The organism is Amycolatopsis sp. NPDC114504, assembly GCF_055633595.1.
The window spans coordinates 435,538-457,639 of sequence record NZ_JBVKDU010000004.1 but is presented as its reverse complement, the minus strand read 5'-3'; the positions used below and the strand labels follow the sequence as shown (position 1 = coordinate 457,639).

The 22,102-nt window shown below is 71.8% G+C and carries 21 protein-coding genes; 19 read left to right on the top strand and 2 right to left on the bottom strand.

Annotated elements, in window-relative coordinates; translation table 11 throughout:
• Positions 1–3: 3 nt before the first annotated feature.
• Genes ACZ7PG_RS31945 through ACZ7PG_RS31915 form a run of 7 tightly spaced genes read left to right on the top strand, consistent with a single transcriptional unit; the run spans position 4 to position 8,053 of the window.
• Entirely contained in the window at positions 4–2,265 is a 2,262-nt protein-coding gene (locus tag ACZ7PG_RS31945; RefSeq protein WP_470242847.1) for a hypothetical protein, read from the top strand.
• Positions 2,262–3,026: a hypothetical protein gene (locus ACZ7PG_RS31940; RefSeq protein WP_470242846.1), complete on the top strand. Its 765-nt coding sequence runs from the start codon at positions 2,262–2,264 to the stop codon at positions 3,024–3,026. The genes ACZ7PG_RS31945 and ACZ7PG_RS31940 overlap by 4 nt, the downstream gene beginning before the upstream one ends.
• On the top strand, positions 3,026–3,889 hold the full coding sequence (locus tag ACZ7PG_RS31935; protein ID WP_470242845.1) for a hypothetical protein: 864 nt from the start codon (positions 3,026–3,028) through the stop codon (positions 3,887–3,889). Before ACZ7PG_RS31940 ends, ACZ7PG_RS31935 begins: the two co-directional genes overlap by 1 nt.
• On the top strand, positions 3,886–4,833 hold the full coding sequence (locus ACZ7PG_RS31930) for an ATP-grasp domain-containing protein (protein WP_470242844.1): 948 nt from the start codon (positions 3,886–3,888) through the stop codon (positions 4,831–4,833). Before ACZ7PG_RS31935 ends, ACZ7PG_RS31930 begins: the two co-directional genes overlap by 4 nt.
• Positions 4,830–5,555, top strand: coding sequence for a hypothetical protein (locus ACZ7PG_RS31925; protein WP_470242843.1), 726 nt, complete (start codon positions 4,830–4,832; stop codon positions 5,553–5,555). Before ACZ7PG_RS31930 ends, ACZ7PG_RS31925 begins: the two co-directional genes overlap by 4 nt.
• 17 nt (positions 5,556–5,572) lie before the next feature.
• Entirely contained in the window at positions 5,573–7,081 is a 1,509-nt protein-coding gene (locus tag ACZ7PG_RS31920) for a right-handed parallel beta-helix repeat-containing protein (RefSeq protein WP_470242842.1), read from the top strand.
• Between the two features lie 30 nt (positions 7,082–7,111).
• Entirely contained in the window at positions 7,112–8,053 is a 942-nt protein-coding gene (locus tag ACZ7PG_RS31915; RefSeq protein ID WP_470242841.1) for a glycoside hydrolase family 25 protein, read from the top strand.
• 78 nt (positions 8,054–8,131) lie between these two features.
• Here ACZ7PG_RS31915 and ACZ7PG_RS31910 read toward each other — a convergent pair whose 3' ends face one another.
• On the bottom strand, positions 8,132–9,970 hold the full coding sequence (locus ACZ7PG_RS31910; RefSeq protein ID WP_470243652.1) for a glycoside hydrolase family 5 protein: 1,839 nt from the start codon (positions 9,968–9,970) through the stop codon (positions 8,132–8,134).
• Positions 9,971–10,193: 223 nt separating this feature from the next.
• On the opposite strand from ACZ7PG_RS31910, the gene ACZ7PG_RS31905 reads away from it, so the two are divergent.
• The 8 genes from ACZ7PG_RS31905 (at position 10,194) to ACZ7PG_RS31870 (ending at position 18,138) form a co-directional block, all read left to right on the top strand.
• The gene (locus tag ACZ7PG_RS31905) at positions 10,194–12,506 is read left to right on the top strand and encodes an ABC transporter permease subunit (protein WP_470242840.1); all 2,313 of its coding nucleotides are present in this window, start codon (positions 10,194–10,196) and stop codon (positions 12,504–12,506) included.
• A gap of 28 nt (positions 12,507–12,534) precedes the next feature.
• Complete coding sequence (locus ACZ7PG_RS31900; protein WP_470242839.1) at positions 12,535–13,494, top strand: glycine betaine ABC transporter substrate-binding protein; 960 nt, start codon at positions 12,535–12,537, stop codon at positions 13,492–13,494.
• Between the two features lie 88 nt (positions 13,495–13,582).
• Positions 13,583–14,068, top strand: a complete 486-nt coding sequence (locus ACZ7PG_RS31895; RefSeq protein ID WP_470242838.1) for a YbaB/EbfC family nucleoid-associated protein — start codon at positions 13,583–13,585, stop codon at positions 14,066–14,068.
• A gap of 21 nt (positions 14,069–14,089) precedes the next feature.
• A complete protein-coding gene (locus tag ACZ7PG_RS31890) occupies positions 14,090–14,428 on the top strand; it encodes a hypothetical protein (protein WP_470242837.1) in 339 nt (112 codons plus the stop codon).
• Positions 14,425–15,564 carry a hypothetical protein gene (locus ACZ7PG_RS31885; RefSeq protein WP_470242836.1) on the top strand — a complete coding sequence of 380 codons (1,140 nt, stop codon included), beginning with the start codon at positions 14,425–14,427 and terminating at the stop codon, positions 15,562–15,564. Before ACZ7PG_RS31890 ends, ACZ7PG_RS31885 begins: the two co-directional genes overlap by 4 nt.
• Positions 15,565–15,593: 29 nt before the next feature.
• Complete coding sequence (locus ACZ7PG_RS31880) at positions 15,594–16,202, top strand: hypothetical protein (RefSeq protein WP_470242835.1); 609 nt, start codon at positions 15,594–15,596, stop codon at positions 16,200–16,202.
• Positions 16,203–16,282: 80 nt separating this feature from the next.
• The gene (locus tag ACZ7PG_RS31875) at positions 16,283–17,131 is read left to right on the top strand and encodes a phosphatase PAP2 family protein (RefSeq protein WP_470242834.1); all 849 of its coding nucleotides are present in this window, start codon (positions 16,283–16,285) and stop codon (positions 17,129–17,131) included.
• Positions 17,128–18,138 carry a YdcF family protein gene (locus tag ACZ7PG_RS31870; protein WP_470242833.1) on the top strand — a complete coding sequence of 337 codons (1,011 nt, stop codon included), beginning with the start codon at positions 17,128–17,130 and terminating at the stop codon, positions 18,136–18,138. Before ACZ7PG_RS31875 ends, ACZ7PG_RS31870 begins: the two co-directional genes overlap by 4 nt.
• On the opposite strand, the gene ACZ7PG_RS31865 is transcribed toward ACZ7PG_RS31870, so the two are convergent.
• Complete coding sequence (locus ACZ7PG_RS31865; RefSeq protein WP_470242832.1) at positions 18,135–19,325, bottom strand: FAD-dependent monooxygenase; 1,191 nt, start codon at positions 19,323–19,325, stop codon at positions 18,135–18,137. The two genes, ACZ7PG_RS31870 and ACZ7PG_RS31865, sit on opposite strands and share 4 nt — an antisense overlap.
• 110 nt (positions 19,326–19,435) lie before the next feature.
• On the opposite strand from ACZ7PG_RS31865, the gene ACZ7PG_RS31860 reads away from it, so the two are divergent.
• From ACZ7PG_RS31860 to ACZ7PG_RS31845, 4 genes are all read left to right on the top strand, one after another.
• Complete coding sequence (locus ACZ7PG_RS31860) at positions 19,436–19,918, top strand: MarR family winged helix-turn-helix transcriptional regulator (RefSeq protein ID WP_470242831.1); 483 nt, start codon at positions 19,436–19,438, stop codon at positions 19,916–19,918.
• A gap of 178 nt (positions 19,919–20,096) precedes the next feature.
• Positions 20,097–20,342 carry an ATP synthase subunit c family protein gene (locus ACZ7PG_RS31855; RefSeq protein WP_470242830.1) on the top strand — a complete coding sequence of 82 codons (246 nt, stop codon included), beginning with the start codon at positions 20,097–20,099 and terminating at the stop codon, positions 20,340–20,342.
• A gap of 152 nt (positions 20,343–20,494) precedes the next feature.
• On the top strand, positions 20,495–21,133 hold the full coding sequence (locus ACZ7PG_RS31850) for an HD domain-containing protein (RefSeq protein WP_470242829.1): 639 nt from the start codon (positions 20,495–20,497) through the stop codon (positions 21,131–21,133).
• A gap of 22 nt (positions 21,134–21,155) precedes the next feature.
• A complete protein-coding gene (locus tag ACZ7PG_RS31845; protein WP_470242828.1) occupies positions 21,156–22,067 on the top strand; it encodes an NADP-dependent oxidoreductase in 912 nt (303 codons plus the stop codon).
• Positions 22,068–22,102 lie beyond the last annotated feature (35 nt).

The window sequence follows — 22,102 nt, the reverse complement described above, 5'->3', positions numbered from 1 at the left end:
GCGATGACCACGACCAGCCCACTCCTCGACCCGGCCGGCTTCGGCGCCGGTGTGCTGGCCGCCGCGGCGGCCGAGCTGATCGGCCCGCTGTCCCCGGCGGCCACGCCACACCCGCTGACGCTGAAGGCCGGCGGCCCGCCGGGGCAGGCCGAGGCCGTCGTCGACATCGAGACCAGCAAGGCACTGGTGCTGTGCACCGTACTGTCCGATGTGGACGTCCAAGGCCTGACGATCCTGCTCGCCCTGAAGTCCGGGAACGGGACCCCGCAAACGCTTCCGGTGGTGACGTTCGCACCGCACACCGCCGCGGGCACCGCGCTGGTGGCCGCGGTCCCGGCCGCCGGCAAGGGTGACGTCGTCGCGCCGTTTTCCCTGCTGGTGCGCGGAATCTGCGGCGGTGAGCTCGGCACCGGGCTCAGCGCGGCGGAGCTGGTCGCCACGGTCCGGTTCGACCTCGTCCAGGGCGTGCTCGGCCGGCTGCTCACCGTCCTGCTCGACGAGAAGGGCCGGATCCGGCGCACCGCGCGGCAGCTGCGCGCGATGCGGACCCTCGAGGTGGCGAGCGGCGCCGCGCTCGACCGCGTCGGCGCCGACCTGTCCTGCCCGCGGTTCTCCGACGAGCTGTTCTGGGACGCCGACCAGCAGACTCCGGCGACCCGTCCGCTCCAGCCACCCGGCGCCCGCGAGGACGACGCGTCCTACCGGGCCCGGCTGCGGGTCCTGCGGGGCGTGCGGCTGCCCAGCGCGCCGTGGATCGGCTCCGCGCTGGGCGCGGGCGGCTTCCTCGCCGACGTCGGCGTGCCGGGCCCGGTGACCGTCGACGAGTCGGTCGACCAGCAGCTGATCGCGCTGCGCCTGGTCGCGCCCGGCTCGCCGGGCACGATCGCGCTGCTGCTCAACGCGATCCGGCGCGTGCACCTGGTCTGGCCGGCGGGCAGCACCGAAGGCGACGACGCCCACGGCGACCGTCTCCTGCCCCCGGCCGAGGTGGCCCGCGTCGACGTCCGGCGCGCGGCGCTCGCCACCTGGCAGGTGCAGCCGTTCCAGCCGGTGGCGCCCGCCGTCGCCGAAGCGCTGACCACGCTCGACGACCGGTGCCGGCAGCTGGGCGCCCGGCCGTGGCCCCGTGTCCTCAAAGGACAGGACAACGACGGCGGGTCGCGGTTCGAGCTCGGGTTCGGCGTCCAGCTCGCCGCGCCGGTCGCCGCCCAGCTCGACGCGGCCGTCAGCGCGGCGACCCAGCTGAAGGACCCGAACCTGGTGCCCCAGCCGAGGTCGGCGGACCCGGCGGGGGCGTGGCTGCTCAAGGCGTGCGGCCTGCGCACGGTCGAGCGGGACGCCGACGGCACGGTGTTCGTCAGCACCGCGCCGATGGGGCCGCTCGTCGTGGACGTCGTGCCCGACAACGAGGGTGACGCCCCGCTGACGCTGACCGCCCGGCTCGTCTCGGCCACCGACCCCGATCACGACGTGCCGGTGGTCGCCGTGATCACCGCTCTCGCCGGCGCGCAGCTCACCCCGGTCGCGAACCCCGCCGCGGTGCTGGCCGGCGCCCGGCCGACCAGCACCGTCGCCGGGCTGGACGCCGCACTGGGCGCCCGGGGCGTGCCGAAGGTGGTCGACGTCGGCGCGTTCGTCCGGCAGCTGGGCAGCGTGTCCGCGCGCGACTACGTGCTCTTCGACCTCGGGGCGACGCGCACGGCCGCCGTGATCGCGAACCCCGCCCTGCTGAGCCCGTTGTTCACCACGGCCGCCGCGGCCGGCGCGAGCAGCGTCGTCGCGCTGGCCACCGGCGCCGGGACGCTCGCGCTGATGTTCGGGGTCGCGGGGCTCCCGCTCGCCGGCAGCAACCTGGCCGGCGAGCACACCCTGGTCCACCGCTGGCAGGTGCGCGGCCTCGGGACGCAGTCGTCCACGCTGTCGGGCCGGCGGGGCGCCGCGGTCACCATCCCGGTCGCCAACGACGGGATCAGCGTCGTCTCGTGCGTGGTGGGTCCGCACACCGGCGCGAACGACACGTACGAATGGCGCCCGGCGCTGCCCGACGGCGTGCTGCTGACCCTGCGCCAGTACGAGCACCTGCTCAACATCGTGGAGCTGGTGACTCCCGTCGGCGTGCGGGCCGACACGTTCGCGATCCGGCGGCGGCACGTCGACGTGGACGGCTCCGGCAAGGCCACGGTCCTGACCATCGCCGCCGCCCGGGCCTACCGGCACTACCGCCTGGCGCGCTCCGCGCAGGCAGGACAAGGAGAGAGCTCATGAGCGGAGACCAGAACGTCTACGGCGTGCCGGCCCGCACGATCGTCGACGCCCTGCGCGGCGCGGGCGTGGCGGAGGACGACGTCATCGCGGTGCTGGGGCGGGCCATCGCCCGGTCGTCCGGCCTGGCCGCGGCGGAGGTGACCCCGCCGTTCGTGTTCCAGACCCAGGTTCCGCAGCTGGCACCGCAGTGCGAGGTCCACTTCGAGCCCGGGTTCGTCCACCCGGACTTCATCGACGGGGTGACGGTCGTGCAGGCCGGGGAGACCCCCACCGAGCTCGGCTTCAACCACCGGTTCCACGCGATCGAGGACGACCTCGCCGGCGTCGCCGAGGCCCTGCGCACCGTCAGCAACTGCATGAAGGAGCTGCGGCTGGAGCTGTTCGGGGTCGTCCAGGAGCTGCAGGTGAAGATCACCCAGATCGACGCGCGGCTCGACGGCATCAAGGACAAGGAAGGCAAGGAGGGCAAGGAGAAGCAGGAGGGCAAGGAGACCAAGGAGGACAAGGAGAGCAAGGAGAAGGAGGGCAAGGACGACAAGGAGAGCAAGGAGCAGCCCAAGGAGCACAAGGACGGCAAGGAGCACGAGAAGAGCCCGAAGGACGGGGACAAGGAGAACACCGAGCTCACGGGACTCACCCCGCCGGGCTCCCCGGCACCCGACCCGGACCCCGACGACGGTGACGAGCGCACGTTCATCTCGCTGGAGGACCGCCCCGAGGTGGGCGGCCGGGCACTGGCCGACCCGGACGAGGACAACTGATGCTGCTGATCCTCGCCCATGGTCACGACGTCTCCGCCCGCGCACTGGCCGAGCGGTGGGGGAGCCGGGCGCTGCTGGTCACGGTCGCCGAGCTGCACCACTGGTGCTGGCGCCTCGACGTCTCGGTGGACGGCGGGGTCGAGACGGAGCTGGCGACCGCCGAGGGCACACCGATCCCGGTGACGGGGGTGGTGAACCGGCTGGGCTGGCTCACCCGCACCGACCTGGCGAGGGTGCACCCGGTGGACCGCGACTACGCGGCGGCCGAGCTGACGGCGTTCCTGCTGGCTTGGCTTGACGCGTGTTCCGTGCCGGTGCTGAACCCGCCAGGGCCGAGGAGTCTCAACGGCCCGGCGTGGTCGCCGGAACAGTGGGCGGACGCGGCGGTGTCGGTCGGTCTGCGGGCCGAGGTCCATCGTCGGCTCGGCCTTGCCGATACGCCGGTCGGGGTGCCGGAGTGGGTTGACGGCGTTCAGGCGCACGTGGTCGGGGAGGTGTGCGTCGGTGACGTGCACCCGGCAGTCGGCGCGCGGTTGTGCGCACTTGCCAGGCTGGCGGGTACGACCTTGCTCACGGCGGCGGTGTCCGGTCCGGGGCCGGACGCTGCGGTGCGGGACATCTCGGCCTGGCCGGACGTCGGCAACCCCGCGGTGGCGGATGCCCTCGCGGCTTTGCTTCCGGCCGGCGACCTCGTGGAGGTGGGCAGGCCGGGTGTGGCCGATGCACTCGCGGCCCTGCTTCCGGCCGGCGATCCCGCTGAGCTGCGGGAGATCCCGGCTCGGCCGGACGAGGGCGAGCCGCGCGTGGCCGATGCCCTCGCGGCCCTGCTTCCGGTTGACGATCCCGTGGAGGTGGCCGGATGACCATCCTCCTGTGGGGCCTGATCCGCGACCACCCGATCGCCGCCGTCCTGGACCAGCTGCGCCAGCTCGACGCGCCCGTCCGCTTCCTGGACCAGCGGCGCGTCCTCGACACCACCGTGCGGGTCGACGCCGGCCGGCGGGGCCGCACCACCGTCACCGCCGGCGACGAGGAGTTCGACCTCGACCGCGTGCGGGCCGCCTACGTGCGCCCCTACGACAGCACCCGCCTTTCCGTCCTGCGCTCGCGGCCGCGGTCGTCGCCGCAGTGGGGGCACGCCGCCGGGGTGGACCTCGCGCTGAACGGGTGGGCCGATCGCACTCCCGCCTTCGTGCTGAACCGGCCGGAAGCCGCCGCGAGCAACGGGTCCAAGGCCTACCAGCTGCGGGCCATCGCCGCGGCCGGGTTCCTCGTGCCGGCGACGCTCGTCACGAACGATCCGGACCGGGTCGCGGAGTTCGTCCGTCAGCACGGCAAGGTCATCGTCAAGTCGGCCAGCGGGGTGCGCAGCCGGGTGCGGTGCGTCGGGCCGGCCGATGCCGCCCGGCTGGCGGACGTGGCGAACTGCCCGACGCTGTTCCAGAACCAGGTCCCGGGCACCGACGTGCGGGTGCACGTCGTGGGCACCGAGCTGTTCGCCTCCGAGGTGAATAGCGACGCCGACGACTACCGCTACGCGCGCCTGCAAGGTCATCCCGCCGCGGTCCTCACCGAGGCCGACCTGCCGCCCGAGGTCGCCGCCCGCTGTCTCGACCTGTCGAGACGGCTGCGGCTGCCGGTCGCCGGCATCGACCTGCGCCGCACCCCGGACGGCGAGTGGTACTGCTTCGAAGTGAACCCGTCGCCGGGCTTCACCTACTACGAATCCCACACCGGCCAGCCGATCGCGGCGGCCATCGCCGGGTTGCTGGCCGCGGCGGCGTTGTGCAAGGAGCATGCCCGATGACGGCGACCCAGTACGTCGAAGAGATCAGGTTCGGCGGCGCGTGCGTCCACAGCGCCGAGTTGTTCACCCCGGCGGAGGTCGCCGAGGTCGTCGCCGCCGTGGACGGCGTGCCGGCCGGGCTGCGCCACGACTGCTGGAGCACGGAGGGAGGCAAGGGCCTGGCCACGATCGGCGAGCCGCTCTACCGCAACCGCGCGCGCCTCGACCACTACGCGGCTCGCGCGCGGGCCGAGAACCGCCTGCTGTATCAGCACTTCCGCCTCGTGCACGAACGGGTCGCGACGTTCTTCGAACACCGGTACGGGCTGCCGGTCGTGTACGCCGACGAGCTCGCGGTCCCCGGCTTCCACCTGTTCGACTTCGCGGGCCCCGGCGACTTCGAGGGCGGCGGCTGGCACATCGACGCGCTGGAGAAGCAGGTGCCGGCCCTGTTCGCGCGCCTGGCCGACATCACCGCGGTGGTCAACTTCACCGTGCCGTTCGCGTTGCCGGACGGGGGCAGCGGCATGGACCTGGAGGCCGACGCGCCGGGCGCCCCGCCGGGCCGCCGGGGCGGTGGTCAGCCGATCACGGTGCCCTACCGCACCGGCACGATGCTGTTCACGGAATCCGAGCTGTGGCACCGGATTTCCAGCTCCCGTTGTTTTGCGCCGGGCCAGCGCCGCGTGACCCACCAGGGGCACGGCGTGCGGCTCGACGACCGCTGGATCTTGTTCTGGTGAAGGAAAGAGGTGCACGCATGAGACGAATACGACGGCGGGCTCTGCTGGTGACCACGGCGATCGCCGCACTGTCGATCGGCACCGCGGCGGCCGCGGTGCCCCAGGCCGGCTCCGGGGCGGGCGGGTGCTTCGACCCCGCGGCGTTCGGGGCGGTGCCGGACGACGGCGTGGACGACCGGGCGCCCGTCCAGGCCGCCCTCGACGCGGCGAGCACCGCGGGCGGCGGCACGGTGTGCCTGGGCAGCGGGCGGTGGCGGGTGTCCCGCGCGCCGGTCGGCTCCTACGACCGCTTCGCCGCGCTGTCCACCCACGGTGCCCACGTGACGCTCACCGGCACCGGGCCGGGCTCGGTGCTCGAACTGGTGGGAGACCAGCAGGCCGGCGCGGTCGCGGTGGTGTCGCTCGACCCGGGGGCCAGCGACGTCACCGTCCAGCGGCTGATGATCGACACCTCCGGCGCGACCAACACCGACGAGCAGACGCACGCGATCGCGATCGGCTCCGGGGTCTGCACGACGGCGAACGGGACCTGCTCGATGCCGGTCACCGACGTCACCGTGCGGGACGTCGTCTTCGCCCACCCGTCGGCACCGGGGGCGCGCAAGGGCGACTGCATCCGGGTGCTCGGCAACACCCCGGCCACCGCGGTCAAGCGCGTGACGATCGCGGGCGGGTCGTTCGTCAGCTGCGCCCGCTCGGGAATCGGCGTGCAGCGCAACGTGGTCTCGCTGGCGGTGCTCGGGAACCACTTCGGCGAGCAGATCGGCGACACCGCCTTCGACGGGGAAGCCACCGGCGGCGACTGGGACGACGGCCTGCGGCTCGAGGGGAACTCCTTCGCCGATTCGACGGTGAACTTCAGCGCTTCGCTGACGTCCTACCGGCACGCGACGATCACCGGGAACACCTTCAGTGGCAAGGGACTTTCGCTGTACCGCACCGAGGACGTCGTCGTCGCGGACAACACGTTCGACGTGACCGCGGTGAGCGGGGCCGGGGTCGTCGACGCGCAGAACGTCGCCACCGGCGACAAGATCGCGGGCAACATCATCCGGCGTCACGGCGTGTCCGGCCCCGGCATCCGGATCACCCCGCACAGCGGCGGGATCCCGGCCCAGGTGACGGTCACCGGCAACACGATCGCCCTGGACGGCGACGCGGACGGGATCTACGGCGACTCGGTGCGCGAGATCGGCGTGCGCGACAACGACATCACGTTCACCGGCGCCGCTCCCGACGGCTCGGGAATCACGCTGCAGGGGATCAGCGGGCCGATCGAAGACGTGATGATCACGGGCAACACCGTGGCGGGCGCGAGTCCCTACTTCGCCGCCGTCCGCCTGGATTCGCGGCCCGAACCGTTCCACGGCGTCACCGTCGCGCTGAACTCCGCCCGCGGCGCCGCCCGATCGCTGCAGTGCTCGCAACGCGCACCGGGCGGGTTCCCGCCGTCGATCGTTTCGACCGGCAACCGGTGGCCCGTCGCGCCGACGTGCCCGGTCGCCACGCTCGACCCGGGCCGATGACCGGCACGTGATCCGAAGGGAGAACCGACCATGGCCAGGGGAACCGACGTCCATCCGTTCTACCAGCGCGGCCTGCGCTGGGACCAGGTGACCGACCTCGCGTTCGCGTGGGTCAAGGTCTCCGACGGGGGAGCGCCCTACACCCGCACGGAGGGCGGCGTGGTCTACCGGCCGGACACCCACGTGGCCGGCGCGAAGGCGCGCGGGATCCCCGTCGGCGGCTACCACTACGCCCAGCTCACCCTGGGCCCGGAGGCACAGGCCGACCTGCTGCTCGGCGAGGTCCGGCGGCTCGGCGCGCTGGGTGTCTCGCCGATGCTGGACCTCGAGGCCCCGTTCCGCCCGGACGCCGGGGCGCGGGACTTCGGGACCGCGTTCTGCCGGCGCGTCGCGGCGGCGGGCCTCCGGCCGGCCGTCTACATGAACGCGTCGTTCGCCGGCGCGCTGAGGCCGGACCAGTGGGACGTGCCGGACCTGGTCATCGTGATCGCCCGGTACGGTGCCCGCCCGGAAGCCCCCGGTGCCGCCCGGTACCCGGGCCGCTACGACGTCCACCAGTACACGAGCAGCGGCAGCCTGCCCGGCTCGGCGGGCGCCGTCGACTTCGACGAGTCCTACACCGCCAACCACCTAGACCCGGAGCGTGCCATGCCGTTCACCAACTACGACTTCGACCAGCTGATGTGGGCCAACGTCTTCGACACCGCCGACGGCCGCAGCTACGGCCAGTTCGTCAAGGACCTGGACGCCAAGGTCGCGGCGCTGGCCTCCTCGCTCGACGCCGTCACGAAGCTCATCACGGACAGCTCGGCGCACCCCGTCGACCCCGACCAGCTCGCGGCCGCGCTCGAAGGCAAGCTGATCGCCGAGCTGGTGCCGGCGGTCACCGAGGCGGTCACCCGAGCGGCCGGCGCCGAGACGGCGGACGAGGTCCGGCGGATGCTCGTGGAGCGCCTCACGTCCCCGTCGTGACGGCCGCTGTCGCGGATCGTTCGCCTCCGTAACCGCGTGGGCTGAAGGGCCCAGCCCGCGCGCTCCCGGCGTGCGACCCTAGCCGCGGCAGAGCAGCGCGTCGGGTGTGCGGTTCGAGCCGATGCGGCCCGTGTACGCCACCCCGGCGACGTACTCGCCCGGCGCGCACTGTCCCTTGTAGTTGCCCGAAGCGAAGTCTCCGCCCGGGTCGCCGGCCGGGCGGTTGTCGCCGCGGTCGAACCAGACCGTGCGGCCGGTGCGGCCCAGCGCCGTGGGGGAGCGGCCGCACAGCACCGCCGAAACCGCCGCGCCGCGGACGCTGTAGCCGACGACGGCGTGGTCCGGCGGGCACTGCGCCTTGGTGTACCCGGACGCCCAGTCGGTGTCCACATAGGACTCGTCGCGGACCGTGGTGTACGCCGTCGGCGTGGGCAGCGTGCCGGTGCAGAGCCCGCGGCCGCCGGTGTGCGCCAGGCCGGCGAGGCGCTGGCCGTCGGGGCAGGCGCCCTTGCGCGCGCCCGGATCCCAGTCGCCGAGCGCGTGGACCGTGCGCGACTCCTGGAAGTCGGCGTAGTCCAGGTTGAGCATCGACCAGTGCTCGGCCGGCGCGATCTGCCCGGTGCGCGACGGCGCGGTCACCAGCCGCTGCCAGGCCGGCCCGCGCCAGTCGGTGCCGTCGAGGACGTCGATGCGGTGGCCGGCGGCGTCCCACGCGAGCAGCGACCACCCGTCGCCGCTGCCGTTCGTCTGGAAGCCCACCGCGGGCCAGTAGGCGAAGTCGGTGTCGGTCTCGGCGAGGTAGTTCACGAAGTTCTCGAAAAAGGTGCGCGACGCCGGGTCGGTCGTGTTCCGGCCCTCGCCGAACTCGCTGATCCACAGCGGCGCCGTGTAGTGCTTCCCGGTCTCCGCGGAGACGAAGAACGCCTGCCGGTACAGGGTGTCGCGCAGGTCCTGGGGCGAGAGGTCGCGGTAGCGCGGGTCGTGCGTTTCGCCGATGCCGGTCGCGCCGGAGTGGTTCGGGCCCGTGTAGCCGTAGAAATGCGCCGAATAGACGAGCTTCCCGGAGTCGATGAGCGTGTGCGACAGCGTGCGGGCGGGCTCCAGCGTCGGCCGTCCGTGCGCGAAGCCGTCGATGGGAATGCCGGTCCAGTTGATGCCCTCGACGATGATCAGCAGGTCGCGGTTGGCCTCGGTCAGGATGCGGTCGGCGACCTGCTGGCTCGCGCGCTGCCAGTCCGTGCCGTTGCCCCAGCCCCAGTTCGGGTCGTCGAAGGTGTTGCGGCGGACCTCGTTGTACAGGTCGGCGCCGACGACGCGCTTGTTCGCGGCGTAGCGGCGGGCCATGAACAGCCAGTCGTCCTGCCACTGCTGCTCGCTCTGCGCGGTGTTCCAGCGCTCGTTGCCGTCGAGCCCGCAGCACCAGCGCGACGTCGTCGTGTGGTTGTTGAGGATCACGGCGAACCCGCGCGCGGTGAGCCGCTCGACGACGCGGTCGTACACCTGCAGCGGCGTCAGGCCGTGCAGGCCCGGGTTGGCCGGCAGGTCCGGCACCGCGCTCGTGTCGTGGATCATCGCGTTGGAGAACTGCAGCCGGACGCTGTTGAGGCCCAGCTGCGCGAGCCCGTCGATCACGGTGTCGATCGAGGCGCGGTCCAGCCCGAGCGGGGTCTGGTAGGCGATCTCGCCGGCGTGGTGGTTCGCGGGGTCGTTGACGTCGCCCGAGCCGGTCCACGTCCCGCTCGCGCCGTGCCAGTTGGCGGACTTCAGCTTGAAGCGGTCGCCGTTCGCGTCGACGATGTACCGCCCGCGGGTGCTGAGCGGTCCGGCGAAGGCCGGCGGGTCGCCCACGGCCGACGCGGCGGGGGCGGGAACGACCACGAAACCGACCGCGGAGAGCACGGTGAGCACGACACCCAGGATTCTCACGGGCGGAGGTTAACCAACCTACCCACGAGTTGCATACGGCCAAGAGGATCAACCCGGCGGTGGACAGGACCACGCGGACGTGTTGGGCTGGGGGTGACTTTCCGCCCCCGCGACGTCCGAGGAGCACGGTCTGAGCCTGTCGGAGTACCTCCGCGAGAACTGGATCGACGTCGTCAACGACGCGATCCTCCACGCGGACCTCACCCTCGCGGCGGTGGCGCTGGCCGTGCTGATCGGGATGACGATCGGCCTGCTCACCTACCGGCGGCGCTGGCTCGGCTCATTGGCGACCACCACGACCGCGGCGTTCCTGACCATCCCGTCGATCGCGCTGCTGGGCATCCTGATCGGCCCGTTCGGGCTGGGGCTGACGAACGTCCTGTTCGCGCTGGTGCTCTATGCGCTCCTGCCGATCACGCGCAACACGATCGTCGGCCTGCGCGGGGTCGACCCGGCCGTGGTGGACGCGGCGCGCGGCATGGGACTCGGGCGCGCGCGGGTGCTGTGGCGCGTGCGGCTGCCGCTGGCCTGGCCGGTGATCCTCTCCGGCATCCGCGTCTCGACGCAGATCACGATCGGGATCGCCGCGATCGGCGCGTACGTCAAGGGTCCCGGGCTCGGCAACGAGATCTTCGACGGCCTCGGCCGGTTCGGCGCGGTCAACTCGCTGAACCAGGTGCTGACCGGCACGCTCGGGATCGTCGTGCTGGCGCTGCTGTTCGACCTGGCCTTCGTGGTGCTCGGCATGCTGACCACGCGACGGCGGCCCCGCTCCCTGCCCGAAGCGGTGCCGGGGGAGACCGTCGGCACCGCGGGCGAGACGATCGAGCTGCGCGAGGTCAGCAAGCTCTACCCCGGGCAGGCGCGGCCCGCGGTCGACGGTCTCACGCTGCGGATCCCGGCCGGCGAGATCGTCGTGCTGACCGGGCCGTCGGGGTGCGGCAAGACGACGACCATGCGGATGATCAACCGGCTCGTCGAGCCCACCTCGGGCGCGATCACGATCGGCGGCACCGACGTGACGGCGCTCGACGTCGACGAGCACCGGCGCCACACCGGGTACGTCATCCAGCAGATCGGGCTGTTCCCGCACCTGCGCGTGGACGCCAACATCGGCGTGGTGCCGCGGGTGCTCGGCTGGACCCGGCGCCGCGTCGCCGGCCGCGTGCGGGAGCTGCTCGACGTCGTCGGCCTGACCCGCGAGCACGGCCTGCGGTACCCGCGTGAGCTGTCCGGCGGCCAGCAGCAGCGCGTCGGCGTGGCGCGGGCGATGGCCGCGGACCCGCCGGTCATGCTGATGGACGAGCCGTTCGGCTCCACCGACCCGATCACGCGGGCCCGGCTGCAGGACGAGTTCCTGCGCCTGCAACGGGACGTGCGCAAGACGATCGTGTTCGTCACCCACGACTTCGACGAGGCGCTCAAGCTCGGCGACCGGATCGCCGTGCTGCGCCCGCGTTCGGAGATCGCGCAGTACGACACGCCCCAGGCGATCCTCGCCGCGCCGGCCGACGACTACGTCGCGTCCTTCGTGGGCTCAAGGCGCAACCTCAAGCGGCTCGCGCTGATCCCGGTGGCCGATCTCGACCTCGGGCCACCGGCCGACGGGCTGCCGCCGATCCCGCGCGAGGGCACCTTGCGGGACGCACTGGACACGATGTTGCGCACTGGAAGCACCGCGGTCGCGGTGAACGGGCGGACGCTCGACGTCCCCCGCCTGGTGGCGGCCCTCCAGCCCGCCGGGGAACCGCCGCCGGCCGCGGCGGAAACCGAGCCGGCCACGGCGTCGGCGCCGTCGCGGCCCCGCCGGCGCCGGCTCGGGCTGCTGGTCCGCCCGGTGCTCATCGCCCTCGCCCTGCTGGCGCTTTTCCTGCTCGTGCGCGCGCAGCCGATCGACTCGATCGAACAGCGGTACCTCAACGCCGGCGAGATCTTCGCCGAACTGGGCGCGCACCTGTGGCTCACGCTGATCTCGACGGCGTGCACCCTCGCCATCGCCCTCCCGCTCGGCGTCCTGCTGACCCGCCCCGGCGCCCGGTGGGTCCGGCCGATCGGCCTGGGCCTGGGCAACCTCGGCCAGGCGATCCCGTCGATCGGGCTCGTCGTGCTGCTCGCGCTGTGGATCGGCACGGGCACCGGGACGGCGGTGACGGCGCTGGTCGTCTACGCGACCTTGCCGGTGCTGCGCAACACGATGGTCGGGCTCGACGGCGTCGACCCGACGCTCGTCGACGCCGCGCGCGGCATGGGCATGACGAAGACCGCGATCCTGTGGCGGATCGAGCTGCCGCTGGCCGTCCCGGTGATCCTCGCCGGGATCCGCACGGCGCTGGTGCTCACCGTCGCGAGCGCGACGCTCGCCACCTTCATCGACGGCGGCGGTCTCGGCGGCGGGCTCGTCGCCGGGATCGGGCTGTACCGCCCGATCCTGAGCCTGACCTTCGGCATCGTCGTCGCCGCGCTGGCGCTGTTCGCCGACTGGCTGGGCCTGGTCGCGGAGGAGGTCCTGCACCCGCGCGGAACGTAAGCCGACCACGATCCCAGGAGGACGACCCATGCGACGCACGACTGCCGCTGTTCTCGCGCTCGTCACGGTGCTGGCCGCGGGCTGCACGATCGGCAAGGAGCAGCCCGGTGCCCAGGTGGGCGAGGGGTCCATCAAGAAGATCGACGCGCTCAGTGGCGCGCAGATCCGTGTCAGCTCCAAGGAGTTCGACGAGCAGCTGCTGCTCGGCCAGATCGCACTCGTCGCGCTGCAGGCGGCCGGGGTGAGCCCGCAGGACAAGACCAACATCACCGGCTCGAGCAACGTCCGGCAGGCGCTCACGAGCGGCGCGGTCGACCTGTACTGGGAGTACACCGGCACCGCCTGGATCAGCTACCTCAAGCAGACCAAGCCGATCGCCGACCCGCAGGCGCAGTACGACGCGGTCAAGCAGGCCGACGCCGCCAACGGCGTCACGTGGTGGGCCCGCTCGCCGGCCAACGACACCTACGCCATCGCGGGCAACCCGGCGACGGTGGCCAAGACCGGCGTGAAGACGATCTCGGACTACGCGGCCTTGGTGAACAAGGACCCGGCCGCGGCGTCCACCTGCATGGGCCCGGAGTTCAAGAGCCGCGACGACGGGTTCCCCGGCCTGGCCAAGACCTACGGGTTCAGCCTGCCGGACCCGCAGGTGCACCTGCTCAACGACGCCGTCGTCTACACGAGCATCGGCAAGGGCGACCCGTGCGGCTTCGGCTCGGTCGCCTCCACCGACGGGCGTGTGGCCGGGCAGAAGCTGACCGTGCTGGACGACGACAAGCACTTCTTCCCGACGTACAACCCGGCCATCGCGATCGCGTCCGGCGTCGCGGGCAAGTACCCGCAGCTGGAGCAGCTCTTCACCCCGATCGCGGCGAAGCTCGACACGGCGACGCTGACGGACCTGAACAAGAAGGTGAGCGTGGACGGCCAGAAGCCGGCGACGGTGGCCCACGACTGGCTCAAGGCGGCGGGCTTCATCGGCTGAGCCGTTCTTCGCATTCCGGCGAAATGCCGCGGCGCGGCTGCGGATCTGTCATGCTCCGGCAAAGCTCCCCACCGCGAAGGAAGTGACGATGTCGGCCGAGATGGACCAGCTGATCGCCCAGTTCGAGACCTTCCAGTCGAAGGTGCGCCAGGCCGAAGCGCGGTTCGCGGGCGTCGGCGACATGCAGGAGCGGATCGCCCAGGTCGAGACGACCGTGACCTCGCCGGACGGCACGGTGACGGTCGTCGCCGGGGCCGGCGGCACCGTCACCGACCTGCGGCTGACCGCCGGCGCGATGCACCTGGAAGCGGGTCAGCTCGCCCAGCGGATCATGGCCACCCTGCGCCAGGCCGTGGCCGGGGCCGCCCAGCAGCAGGCCGGCATCGTCGACGACGCGTTCGGCGACCAGCTCGGCGTGGACGTCAGCGGGCAGGTCCGGCAGGCCCAGGCCGAAGCGTTCGGAACCGCGGCGCCGGAACCCGCGTCGGAGCAGCAGGCGCCGCGGCCGCGACGCCGTCCCGCACCGGGGGACGACGACGACTTCGACCAGGGCCCGATCCTCCGCCGCTCCTAAAGACCCGAGGGAACTTCCGCGATGTCAGACGGAATCCAGACCAACATCGACGCGATCTCCGGATACGCGCGCCAGCTGCCCTTCTACGAGGGGGAAGCGGACAAGTTCGGCGCCAAGATCGACGCCGCCGACGTCACCGACACGGCCTGGGGCGTCGTCGGGATCTGGGCCAAGCAGGGCTACACCGACCGCCTCGGCGAGCTGCGGTCGCTGCTGGGCGAGCTCAAGGACGGCGTCGACGGCCTCACCACCAAGATGACCAAGGCCGCCGAGATGTACCGCGGCACCGAAGAAGCGGGCGTGATCGCCTTCGGCCGGTACGAGGCGGAGATCGACGCGATCGGGGAGCAGGGCAAGTGACCGAGCCGAAGAAGAGCATCGCCGACGCGCTGGACGTCCAGCCCTACGACGAGAGCATGAGCGCCAACCTCGACCGCGCGGCCGAGACCACGCCGGTGGTCGGCACGCTGTACAAGTCCGGCAAGTCGATCGCAGAGCACGCCCAGCAGGCGGCGTCGGCGGACGGCGTGGGGGAGCTGGCTTCGGCGGGCAAGGCGCTGGTCGGTGACGGCGCGGGGTTCGTCGCCAGTGCCGCGACCGACATGGTCACCTTCGCCATGGACCCGATCGGCTGGCTGGTCAGCCACGGCCTGAACATGCTGCTGGAGCTGGTCCAGCCGCTGCAGGACGCGCTGCACGCGGTCACCGGCGACGGGCCGGCCATCGGGCACGCGTCGGAGAACTTCAGCACCATCGCGCACGGTTTCGTCGCGCTCGCCGAGGACTTCGAGCAGACCGGCGACACGGCGCTGGCCGAGTGGGTCGACGAGGCGGGCAAGGCCGCCAAGGAGGCGCTCGGCGACTTCTCCTCCGGCATCCGCGGCGTCGGCTCGGCGGCCGGGTCGGTCGCCGAGGTGCTGCAGATGTGGTCGATGGTCATGCAGGTCATCGAAGAGGTGATCAAGGCGATCATCACCGAGCTGGTGTCCTGGCTGATCACCATCTGGCTGCCGGCGCTGGCCGCGTCGGTGATCAGCTTCGGCAGCTCGGTCGCCGCGGCGATGACGGCGTCCATCGCCAAGGCCGCGAGCGTGCTGCAGAAGGTCACCCGCTACCTCGGCAAGTTCGGCAAGCTGCTCGACACGTTCATCGAGTTCCTCGCGAAGTACTCGACGAAGGTCGTGGAGATGACCCGGAAGTTCCGGCTCGGCCGGTACGCCGGCGAGTCCCGCTTCGGCCTCGACACGCTGGAGAACACCGCCCGCGTGCCGTTCACGCCCGGCAACCGCGCGCTGACCACGATGTTCGGCACGTCGGTCGGCGCGAGCCCGCTGGTCGCCGGCGCGAGCGTGAAGGCCGGGATCGCCGCGGGCAAGACGGCGTTCACCGAAGGCAAGGAAGCTGTCACCCCCGAGGAGGACGAACCGTGGTTGAACAAGAGCGGGATCGGCGGGGACCAGAGTCCGGAAGAGACTCGGCGGAACTTGGACATCTAGAGCGGAAGGCTGTCGAGTTCGGCGAGCGTATGGAGTCCTTGCAGGAGAGGACGCACGTACGCCCCGGGTTCCGCGAGCGCGTGGAAGCGGTGCTGCGCGAGCACTGGCGGGAGCCGGTGATCGTGCTGCGCCTGGGCGACGCGGACCTGCGCTACGCCGTCCCCGGCCGCCGCGAGGACGGCACGGTCGAGGGTTCGCAGCCGGTGCTGCGGGCCCTCGGCAACGTCGCGCGCGGGATCGGCGCGGCGGTGGGCTTCGTCGCGTACCTGGCGAGCGCGGCCGGCAGCGGCGGCGGCAAGGGCGAGCGCGCGGTCCACGTGACCGGCCCGGCGGACGCCCAGGTCCTCGAGCCGCTCGACCGGCTCCGGCGGGCGAAGGGGCCCTGGCTGGTGTGCTCACCGACATCGGTGGCACTGGTGGAGACCGGCTCGACGTACCTGGACCCGGCCGACGCGCCCGAGCCGCAGGTCCTCTGGGAGGCACGGGGAACGGCTGCTCCGGAGGTCAGCTTCCGCAAGCGGACGCTCACCTGGCCGGACGGCTCGCGGTTCAAGTTCCCGCTGAAGAGCCGTACGGAGGATCAGCACCTGCGTCAGTTCCACTCCTTCCCGGACGAGGTCCGCTGGCCGGAGCACTGACCGCGAACCCTCGGTGTGCGTCCGGCCACAACAGGTAACTACTCTGTTCGGAGTAGCGCGACACCTGTTGGAGGTCCCGGTTGGTTCCCGCCCGTCGCTGGCTGGTCGTCGCGGCCGTGTGTGCCCTCGTCCTGGTGGTCGTCTACCTACTCGCCGTCTGGACCGTTCCGGGCCAGGCGCTGGAAAACGCCGCGCTGCGCGGAGCCGACGAGGCCGCCGCGCGTGACCAGGACGTCGCCGACGCGAGCCTGAGCCGGATCACCGTCTACTCGCTGGCCGTCGCGGTCGTGCTGGTCGGTGTCGTCGGCCTGCTGCGCCGGCGGTGGGATCTCGCTTTCGCGGCCGTGGGCGTGATCGTGGCCGGCCAGCTCGTGACGCAGGTGCTCAAGCGGTACGTACTGCCCCGGCCGTCGCTCGTGCCGCTCACCGGGCACTACGCGAACAACAGCCTGCCGAGCGGGCACACCACGATCGCGATGACCGTGCTGTTCGCCGCCCTGCTCGTCATGCCCTACCGCTGGCGCGGCGTGACGCTGTTCCTGCTGCTCTCCTGGGCGGTCGGCATCGGCGCGTACACCGTGACGGCGAAGTGGCACCGGCTCTCCGACACCCTCGCCGCCGACGCGGTCGCGCTCGGGCTCGCCTGCCTGGCGTCGTGGTGGCTGGCGCGGCGCGGGGCCGTGCGCCACCACGACGGGCCGCGCCGGATCCCGCGGGTGCTCGTCGTGACCGTCGCCGCGCTCGGCGGCGTGGTGTTCCTGGCCCTCGGCACCGTCCTCATCGGAGCGTCGCTGGCCAACGGCTACGAGGAAACCGTGCGGGACAACGCCTGGGTCGTCTACCTGGCGGCGAGCTCGTTCGCCTCGTTCGGGTCGATCGCGGCGGCGCTGACGTTCCTCGCGACCTGGCGCCGGCTGGAGATCGGGTGAACCCGGCCCTGCTCCTGCTCGGCGCGGCCGTCTTCTGCTTCGCCGTCTTCCTGGTCAGCTTCCTGCTCGACCGCCGCAAGCTGCGCAACGGTTTCTACCTGTTCTTCGCGCTCGCGTTCTTCGGTCTCGCGGCGCTCGCGCACCTGGCGTCGGTCTCACCGGAGGCCGCGGCGATCGTCTCGTTCGGGCTGTTCGCGTTGGTTCCCCTCACCATCGTGGTGCTCGCGGTGTTCCTGATCGGCAACGGCGTGACGATGCTGCGCCGCGAAGGCCGGCGCCCGGCGAACCTGCTGTCGCTGGCCGCCGGGGCCGGCATCGTGGCGCTGATCGTCTTCGGCTTCGTGGTCGGGCAGCTCGGCTGGGCGCCCCTCGAAACGGTCCGCGACAGCGTCGACGGGATCGTCGCGTACCTGTCGTTCCTGTTCGTCTGCTTCCTGCTGTACTCGCTGGTCTACGGGCACGTCCGCAGCCGCCGCCCGCTCGACTTCGTCGTGGTCCTCGGCTCCGGCCTGCTGGGTGGCAAGAACGTCCCGCCGCTGCTGGCCGGCCGGCTGGACCGCGGGCGGCGGGTCCTCGAAGCGGAGTACCGCAAGGGCCGCGCGCCGCTGCTGGTCACCTCGGGCGGGCAGGGGCCGGGGGAGGACCGGCCGGAGTCGCACGCGATGGCGGACTACCTCGCGGGCCGCGGTGTCGCCCGCGAGCGGATCGTGCTCGAAGACCGGTCACGGACCACGCGCGAGAACCTGGCGTTCAGCGCCGGCCTGATGTGCTCGCGGAAGCCGGGCTACCGCTGCGTCGTCGTGACGAACAACTTCCACGTCCTGCGCGCGGCCCTGATCGCCCGCGAGGTCAAGGTGAACGGCCAGGTGATCGGTGCCCCGACGGCGTGGTACTTCTGGCCGAGCGCCACCTTGCGCGAGTTCGCGGCCATCGTCGTGGACCACCGGATCGTCAACGGCGTCGTGTGCGCGACGATCATCCTGGCGAGCGTGCTGAAGAACCTCTAGCGGCCGGGGAAGTCCGGCAGCGTGAGCGCCGAGTGCTCGGGCCGCGGCGCGGGCGCCGGTGCTTCCGTGAGCCGGCGCAGTGCGGCGTTGCGCTGTTCGAGCGCCTCCGCCGTGGTCGGGAACAGCGTGGCCTTGCCTTCGCTCACCAGGGCCTGGTTGCGTTCGACGAAGTCCCGCACCCGGCTCTCGTAGGCCGCGAAAGCCGCCGTGTGGTCCGGGATCGTGGCCAGGGCCTGGCCGAGCATGTAGGCGCCGACGAGGGCGAGGCTCGTGCCCTGGCCGGTCAGGAACGACGGCGCGTGGGCGGCGTCGCCGACGAGCGCGACGCGTCCGTCCGTCCACCGAGGCAGGTGGATCTGGCTGACGACGTCGAAGAACAGGTCGTCGGCCTCGCGCATCGCCGCCACCATGCGCGGGATTTCCCAGCCCTCGCCCGCGAAGGTCGCCGCGACGAGATCGCGTTGCGCCTCGGGGTCCCGGAACGCCTCGATCGGCGGGTCCGTCCTGGCGAAGACCAGGAAGCCGTGGACCTCCTTGCTTTCGAGGACGGCGTAGAGCGCCGCGCCCTTGCCCGGGGTGCTCCACGTGAGCCCCTCGCGGTAGAGGCCGAAGTCGTTGGGCAGGGTGAACCCGGCGAAGCTGTAGCCGAGGTAGTGGTGGAACTGCTTCTCGTCGCCGAAGACCAGCCCGCGGGTGGCCGAGTGCAGGCCGTCGGCGCCGAAAACCAGGTCGTAGGTGTCCTGGCGGCCGCTGCGGAAGGTGACGTCGACGCCGCCGTCGTGCTGCGTCAGGGTCTCGATGCTGTCCTCGAACCGGAAGTCGGCGTCGTCGCGCACGAGGTCGTACAGCGTGCGCGTCAGGTCGCCCCGCCGGATCTCGACGTCTTCGCCTTCGACACCGCCGACGATCGCGTTGGGCTCCAGCGAAGCCACCTCGCTGCCGTCGGTGTCGAGGAAGGTCAGCCGGCGCGACGAGATGTGCAGGTCCCGCAGGCGGGGGAGGATCCCCATCCGCCGGGCGGCGTCCAGGGCGGTGCCGCGGACGTCGATCGGGTAGCCGCCCTCCCGGATCGTGGCGGACTTCTCGACGACGGTGACCGCGAACCCGGCCTTCCGCAGCCAGAAGGCCAGCGCGGGACCGGCGATGCTCGCGCCCGAGATGAGCACGGACCGTGGTGTGGTGTTCATGATGACCCCCGATAGCTAAGTTAGGTATCTATGTCGCGGGTGCGACAATGCCGGGGAAGACCTGCGGCATGACGCAACTGTATACCTAAGTTAGCTATCTAAGGGGTGTGATGGCCGCCACCGACGCCGGCGACGAGCTGCGGTCCGTGCTGCCCCGGCTCGTGCAGCTGGGCAACCTGATGAACCGCAGCGGCCTGGGGGAGCGCGCGCTGAAGCAGATCGGCGCCGACCTCGACCGGCCCGGGCTGTCGATCCTGCTGGCCCTGCACGTGACCGGCAAGGCGATGCGCGTCGGCGAGATCGCGGACCGGATGCAGGTGGCCGGCCCCCACGTCACGCGGCACCTGCACGTGCTCGAACGGCGCAAGCTCGTCAACGGCCTGGCCGACCCGGACGACCGCCGCGCCCGCTTGGTCGAGCTGACCCCGGAGGGGGCCGACCTGGCCGACCGGTACGTCTCGACGCTCCTCGGCTGGTTCGGCCAGGCGCTGTCGGGCTGGTCGTCAAAGGACCGCCAGGCGTTCTACGACTTGCTGCTGCGCTTCACGGACGACCTGGCGGCATTCCTCTCGGCGGCCGGCGAAGAGGACTGACCTCTTCTTCGCTCTTCGCTGTGAGCGAAAAGCCGTAACGCATTCCGTGCAGTTTCCGGACGTCCGTTTTGTGATATCCTTGCCGTGTTCGAACCATCGGTTCCGGTGAAATCCCTCTCTTCGACGCAGCTGCCTGTTTCTCTTGATTCGGTGTGCCACGATCTGAAGGGGAATGTCCATGAACGAAGCTGTTCTGGCCCAGACTGCCAACATCAACCCCGGCCTCGCCGCCATCGGCTACGGACTGGGCGCGATCGGCCCGGGAATCGGTGTCGGCCTCATTTTCGCGGCCGTCATCAATGGTACCGCCCGCCAGCCGGAAGCGAAAGGGAAACTGCAGACGATCGGGTACTCGACCTTCGTGCTGACCGAAGTTCTCGCGTTGATCGGCATCGTCGTGTACTTCATCACGTCCACGAAGTAAGAAGGCCGCCGCCCGCGCTCGACGAAAGTCGGGCGCGGGCAGTGGCATGCCCAGAGACCGACTCTCCTGCGACATACGTTACATAGGTTGACTGTAACTCAACATCGGTCTACCGTCGGTCCTGCAGGCGCCTGAGAGAAAGGGCGAAGGTCATGACCGAAGTCATCGCGGGCATCGAAGTCCCCGACACCGCGGCGGTCGCCGAGGCGACGCGGCAACTCCAGGAGACGACCGGTCCGCTCGTCTACCACCACTCGCGCCGGGTCTACTTCTTCGGCCGGATCCATGCCGAACGGCTTGGCCTCGCCCCGGATCCCGAGTTGCTGTACCTGGCCGCCATGTTCCACGACACCGGTCTCGCGACGCCGTTTTCCGAAGTGGAGCAACGCTTCGAGGTCGACGGCGCCGACCACGGGCGCAAGTTCCTGCTCGAACGTGGCTTCTCCGCCGCGGCCGCCGAAACCGTGTGGACGGCGATCGCGCTGCACACCACGCCCGGCATTCCCGGCCGCATGGGGCCGGAGGTCGCCGGGACGCACTTCGGGGTGCTCACCGATGTCGTCGGGTTCGGGCTCGGTGAGCTGGACACCGACCGGGTGGGGGAGATCCTCGCCGTGCACCCGCGGGGCGACTTCAAGAACGAGTTCCTGACCGCCTACTTCGAAGGCCAGAAGGACCGCCCGGACACCACCAACGGCACCGTGAACGCCGACGTCATCGAACACTTCCTCCCCGGCTTCCGGCGCACGACGACCGTCGACCGCGTGCTCGGTTCAGCCTGGCCGACCTGAATCGGAGTACACCGTGAAAGCCATGAAGGCCATCGTCGCCACTGATCGGGACGCGGGCGTCGGCGGGCTCAGCCTGACCGAGCTGCCCTACCCCCACGCCGCCGAGAACGACGTCGTCGTGCGGGTGCACGCCGCCGGTTTCACCCCCGGCGAGCTCACCTGGCCCGCCTCCTGGACCGACCGCGCCGGCCGTGACCGCACGCCGAGCGTGCCCGGGCACGAGCTGTCCGGTGTCGTCGTCGACCTGGGCTACGGCACCACCGGGCTCACCGTCGGCCAGCGCGTGTTCGGCCTCGCCGACTGGACGCGCAACGGCTCGCTGGCCGAGTTCACCGCCGTCGAGGCGCGCAACCTCGCGCCGCTCGCCGCCGACATCGACCACACCGTCGCCGCCTCGCTGCCGATCTCCGGACTGACCGCGTGGCAAGGACTCTTCGACCACGCTGGGCTCACCGCCGGGCAGACCGTGCTGGTCCACGGCGCCGCCGGTGGCGTGGGGTCACTCGCCGTCCAGCTCGCCCGGGAGGCGGGCGCCCGCGTGATCGGCACCGGCCGGGCGCACGACCGCGACCTCGTGCTCGGCCTCGGCGCCCATGCCTTCCAGGCCCCGGACGCCGATCCGGGGGAGCGGGCCGACGTGGTCTTCGACGTCTTCGGCGGCGACGTCCTCGCGAAGTCGGCCGCGCTCGTGCGCCCCGGCGGCACCCTGGTGACCATCGCCGAGCCGCCCACGGTGCGGCCGGAGGACGGGCGCGCCGTCTTCTTCGTGGTCGAAGCCGACCGTGCCCGGCTCGCGGACCTGGCCCAGCGGGTGCGCGACGGCCGCCTCAAGCCCCTCGTCGGTGACGTCCGACCGCTCGCCGAGACGGCCGACGCGTTCGCCGGCCCGCGGCGCCGTCCCGGCAAGACGATCATCCAGGTGGCGACGGACTGAAGAGCCGCGCCACGAGCCGAGTGCTCGCGACGCGG

Coding starts and splice junctions, on each gene's coding strand:
- ACZ7PG_RS31945 (WP_470242847.1), top strand. CDS start 4: ATGACCACGACCAGCCCACTCCTCGACCCGGCCGGCTTCGGCGCCGGT.
- ACZ7PG_RS31940 (WP_470242846.1), top strand. CDS start 2,262: ATGAGCGGAGACCAGAACGTCTACGGCGTGCCGGCCCGCACGATCGTC.
- ACZ7PG_RS31935 (WP_470242845.1), top strand. CDS start 3,026: ATGCTGCTGATCCTCGCCCATGGTCACGACGTCTCCGCCCGCGCACTG.
- ACZ7PG_RS31930 (WP_470242844.1), top strand. CDS start 3,886: ATGACCATCCTCCTGTGGGGCCTGATCCGCGACCACCCGATCGCCGCC.
- ACZ7PG_RS31925 (WP_470242843.1), top strand. CDS start 4,830: ATGACGGCGACCCAGTACGTCGAAGAGATCAGGTTCGGCGGCGCGTGC.
- ACZ7PG_RS31920 (WP_470242842.1), top strand. CDS start 5,573: ATGAGACGAATACGACGGCGGGCTCTGCTGGTGACCACGGCGATCGCC.
- ACZ7PG_RS31915 (WP_470242841.1), top strand. CDS start 7,112: ATGGCCAGGGGAACCGACGTCCATCCGTTCTACCAGCGCGGCCTGCGC.
- ACZ7PG_RS31900 (WP_470242839.1), top strand. CDS start 12,535: ATGCGACGCACGACTGCCGCTGTTCTCGCGCTCGTCACGGTGCTGGCC.
- ACZ7PG_RS31895 (WP_470242838.1), top strand. CDS start 13,583: ATGTCGGCCGAGATGGACCAGCTGATCGCCCAGTTCGAGACCTTCCAG.
- ACZ7PG_RS31890 (WP_470242837.1), top strand. CDS start 14,090: ATGTCAGACGGAATCCAGACCAACATCGACGCGATCTCCGGATACGCG.
- ACZ7PG_RS31880 (WP_470242835.1), top strand. CDS start 15,594: ATGGAGTCCTTGCAGGAGAGGACGCACGTACGCCCCGGGTTCCGCGAG.
- ACZ7PG_RS31865 (WP_470242832.1), bottom strand. CDS start 19,325: ATGAACACCACACCACGGTCCGTGCTCATCTCGGGCGCGAGCATCGCC.
- ACZ7PG_RS31860 (WP_470242831.1), top strand. CDS start 19,436: ATGGCCGCCACCGACGCCGGCGACGAGCTGCGGTCCGTGCTGCCCCGG.
- ACZ7PG_RS31855 (WP_470242830.1), top strand. CDS start 20,097: ATGAACGAAGCTGTTCTGGCCCAGACTGCCAACATCAACCCCGGCCTC.
- ACZ7PG_RS31850 (WP_470242829.1), top strand. CDS start 20,495: ATGACCGAAGTCATCGCGGGCATCGAAGTCCCCGACACCGCGGCGGTC.
- ACZ7PG_RS31845 (WP_470242828.1), top strand. CDS start 21,156: ATGAAGGCCATCGTCGCCACTGATCGGGACGCGGGCGTCGGCGGGCTC.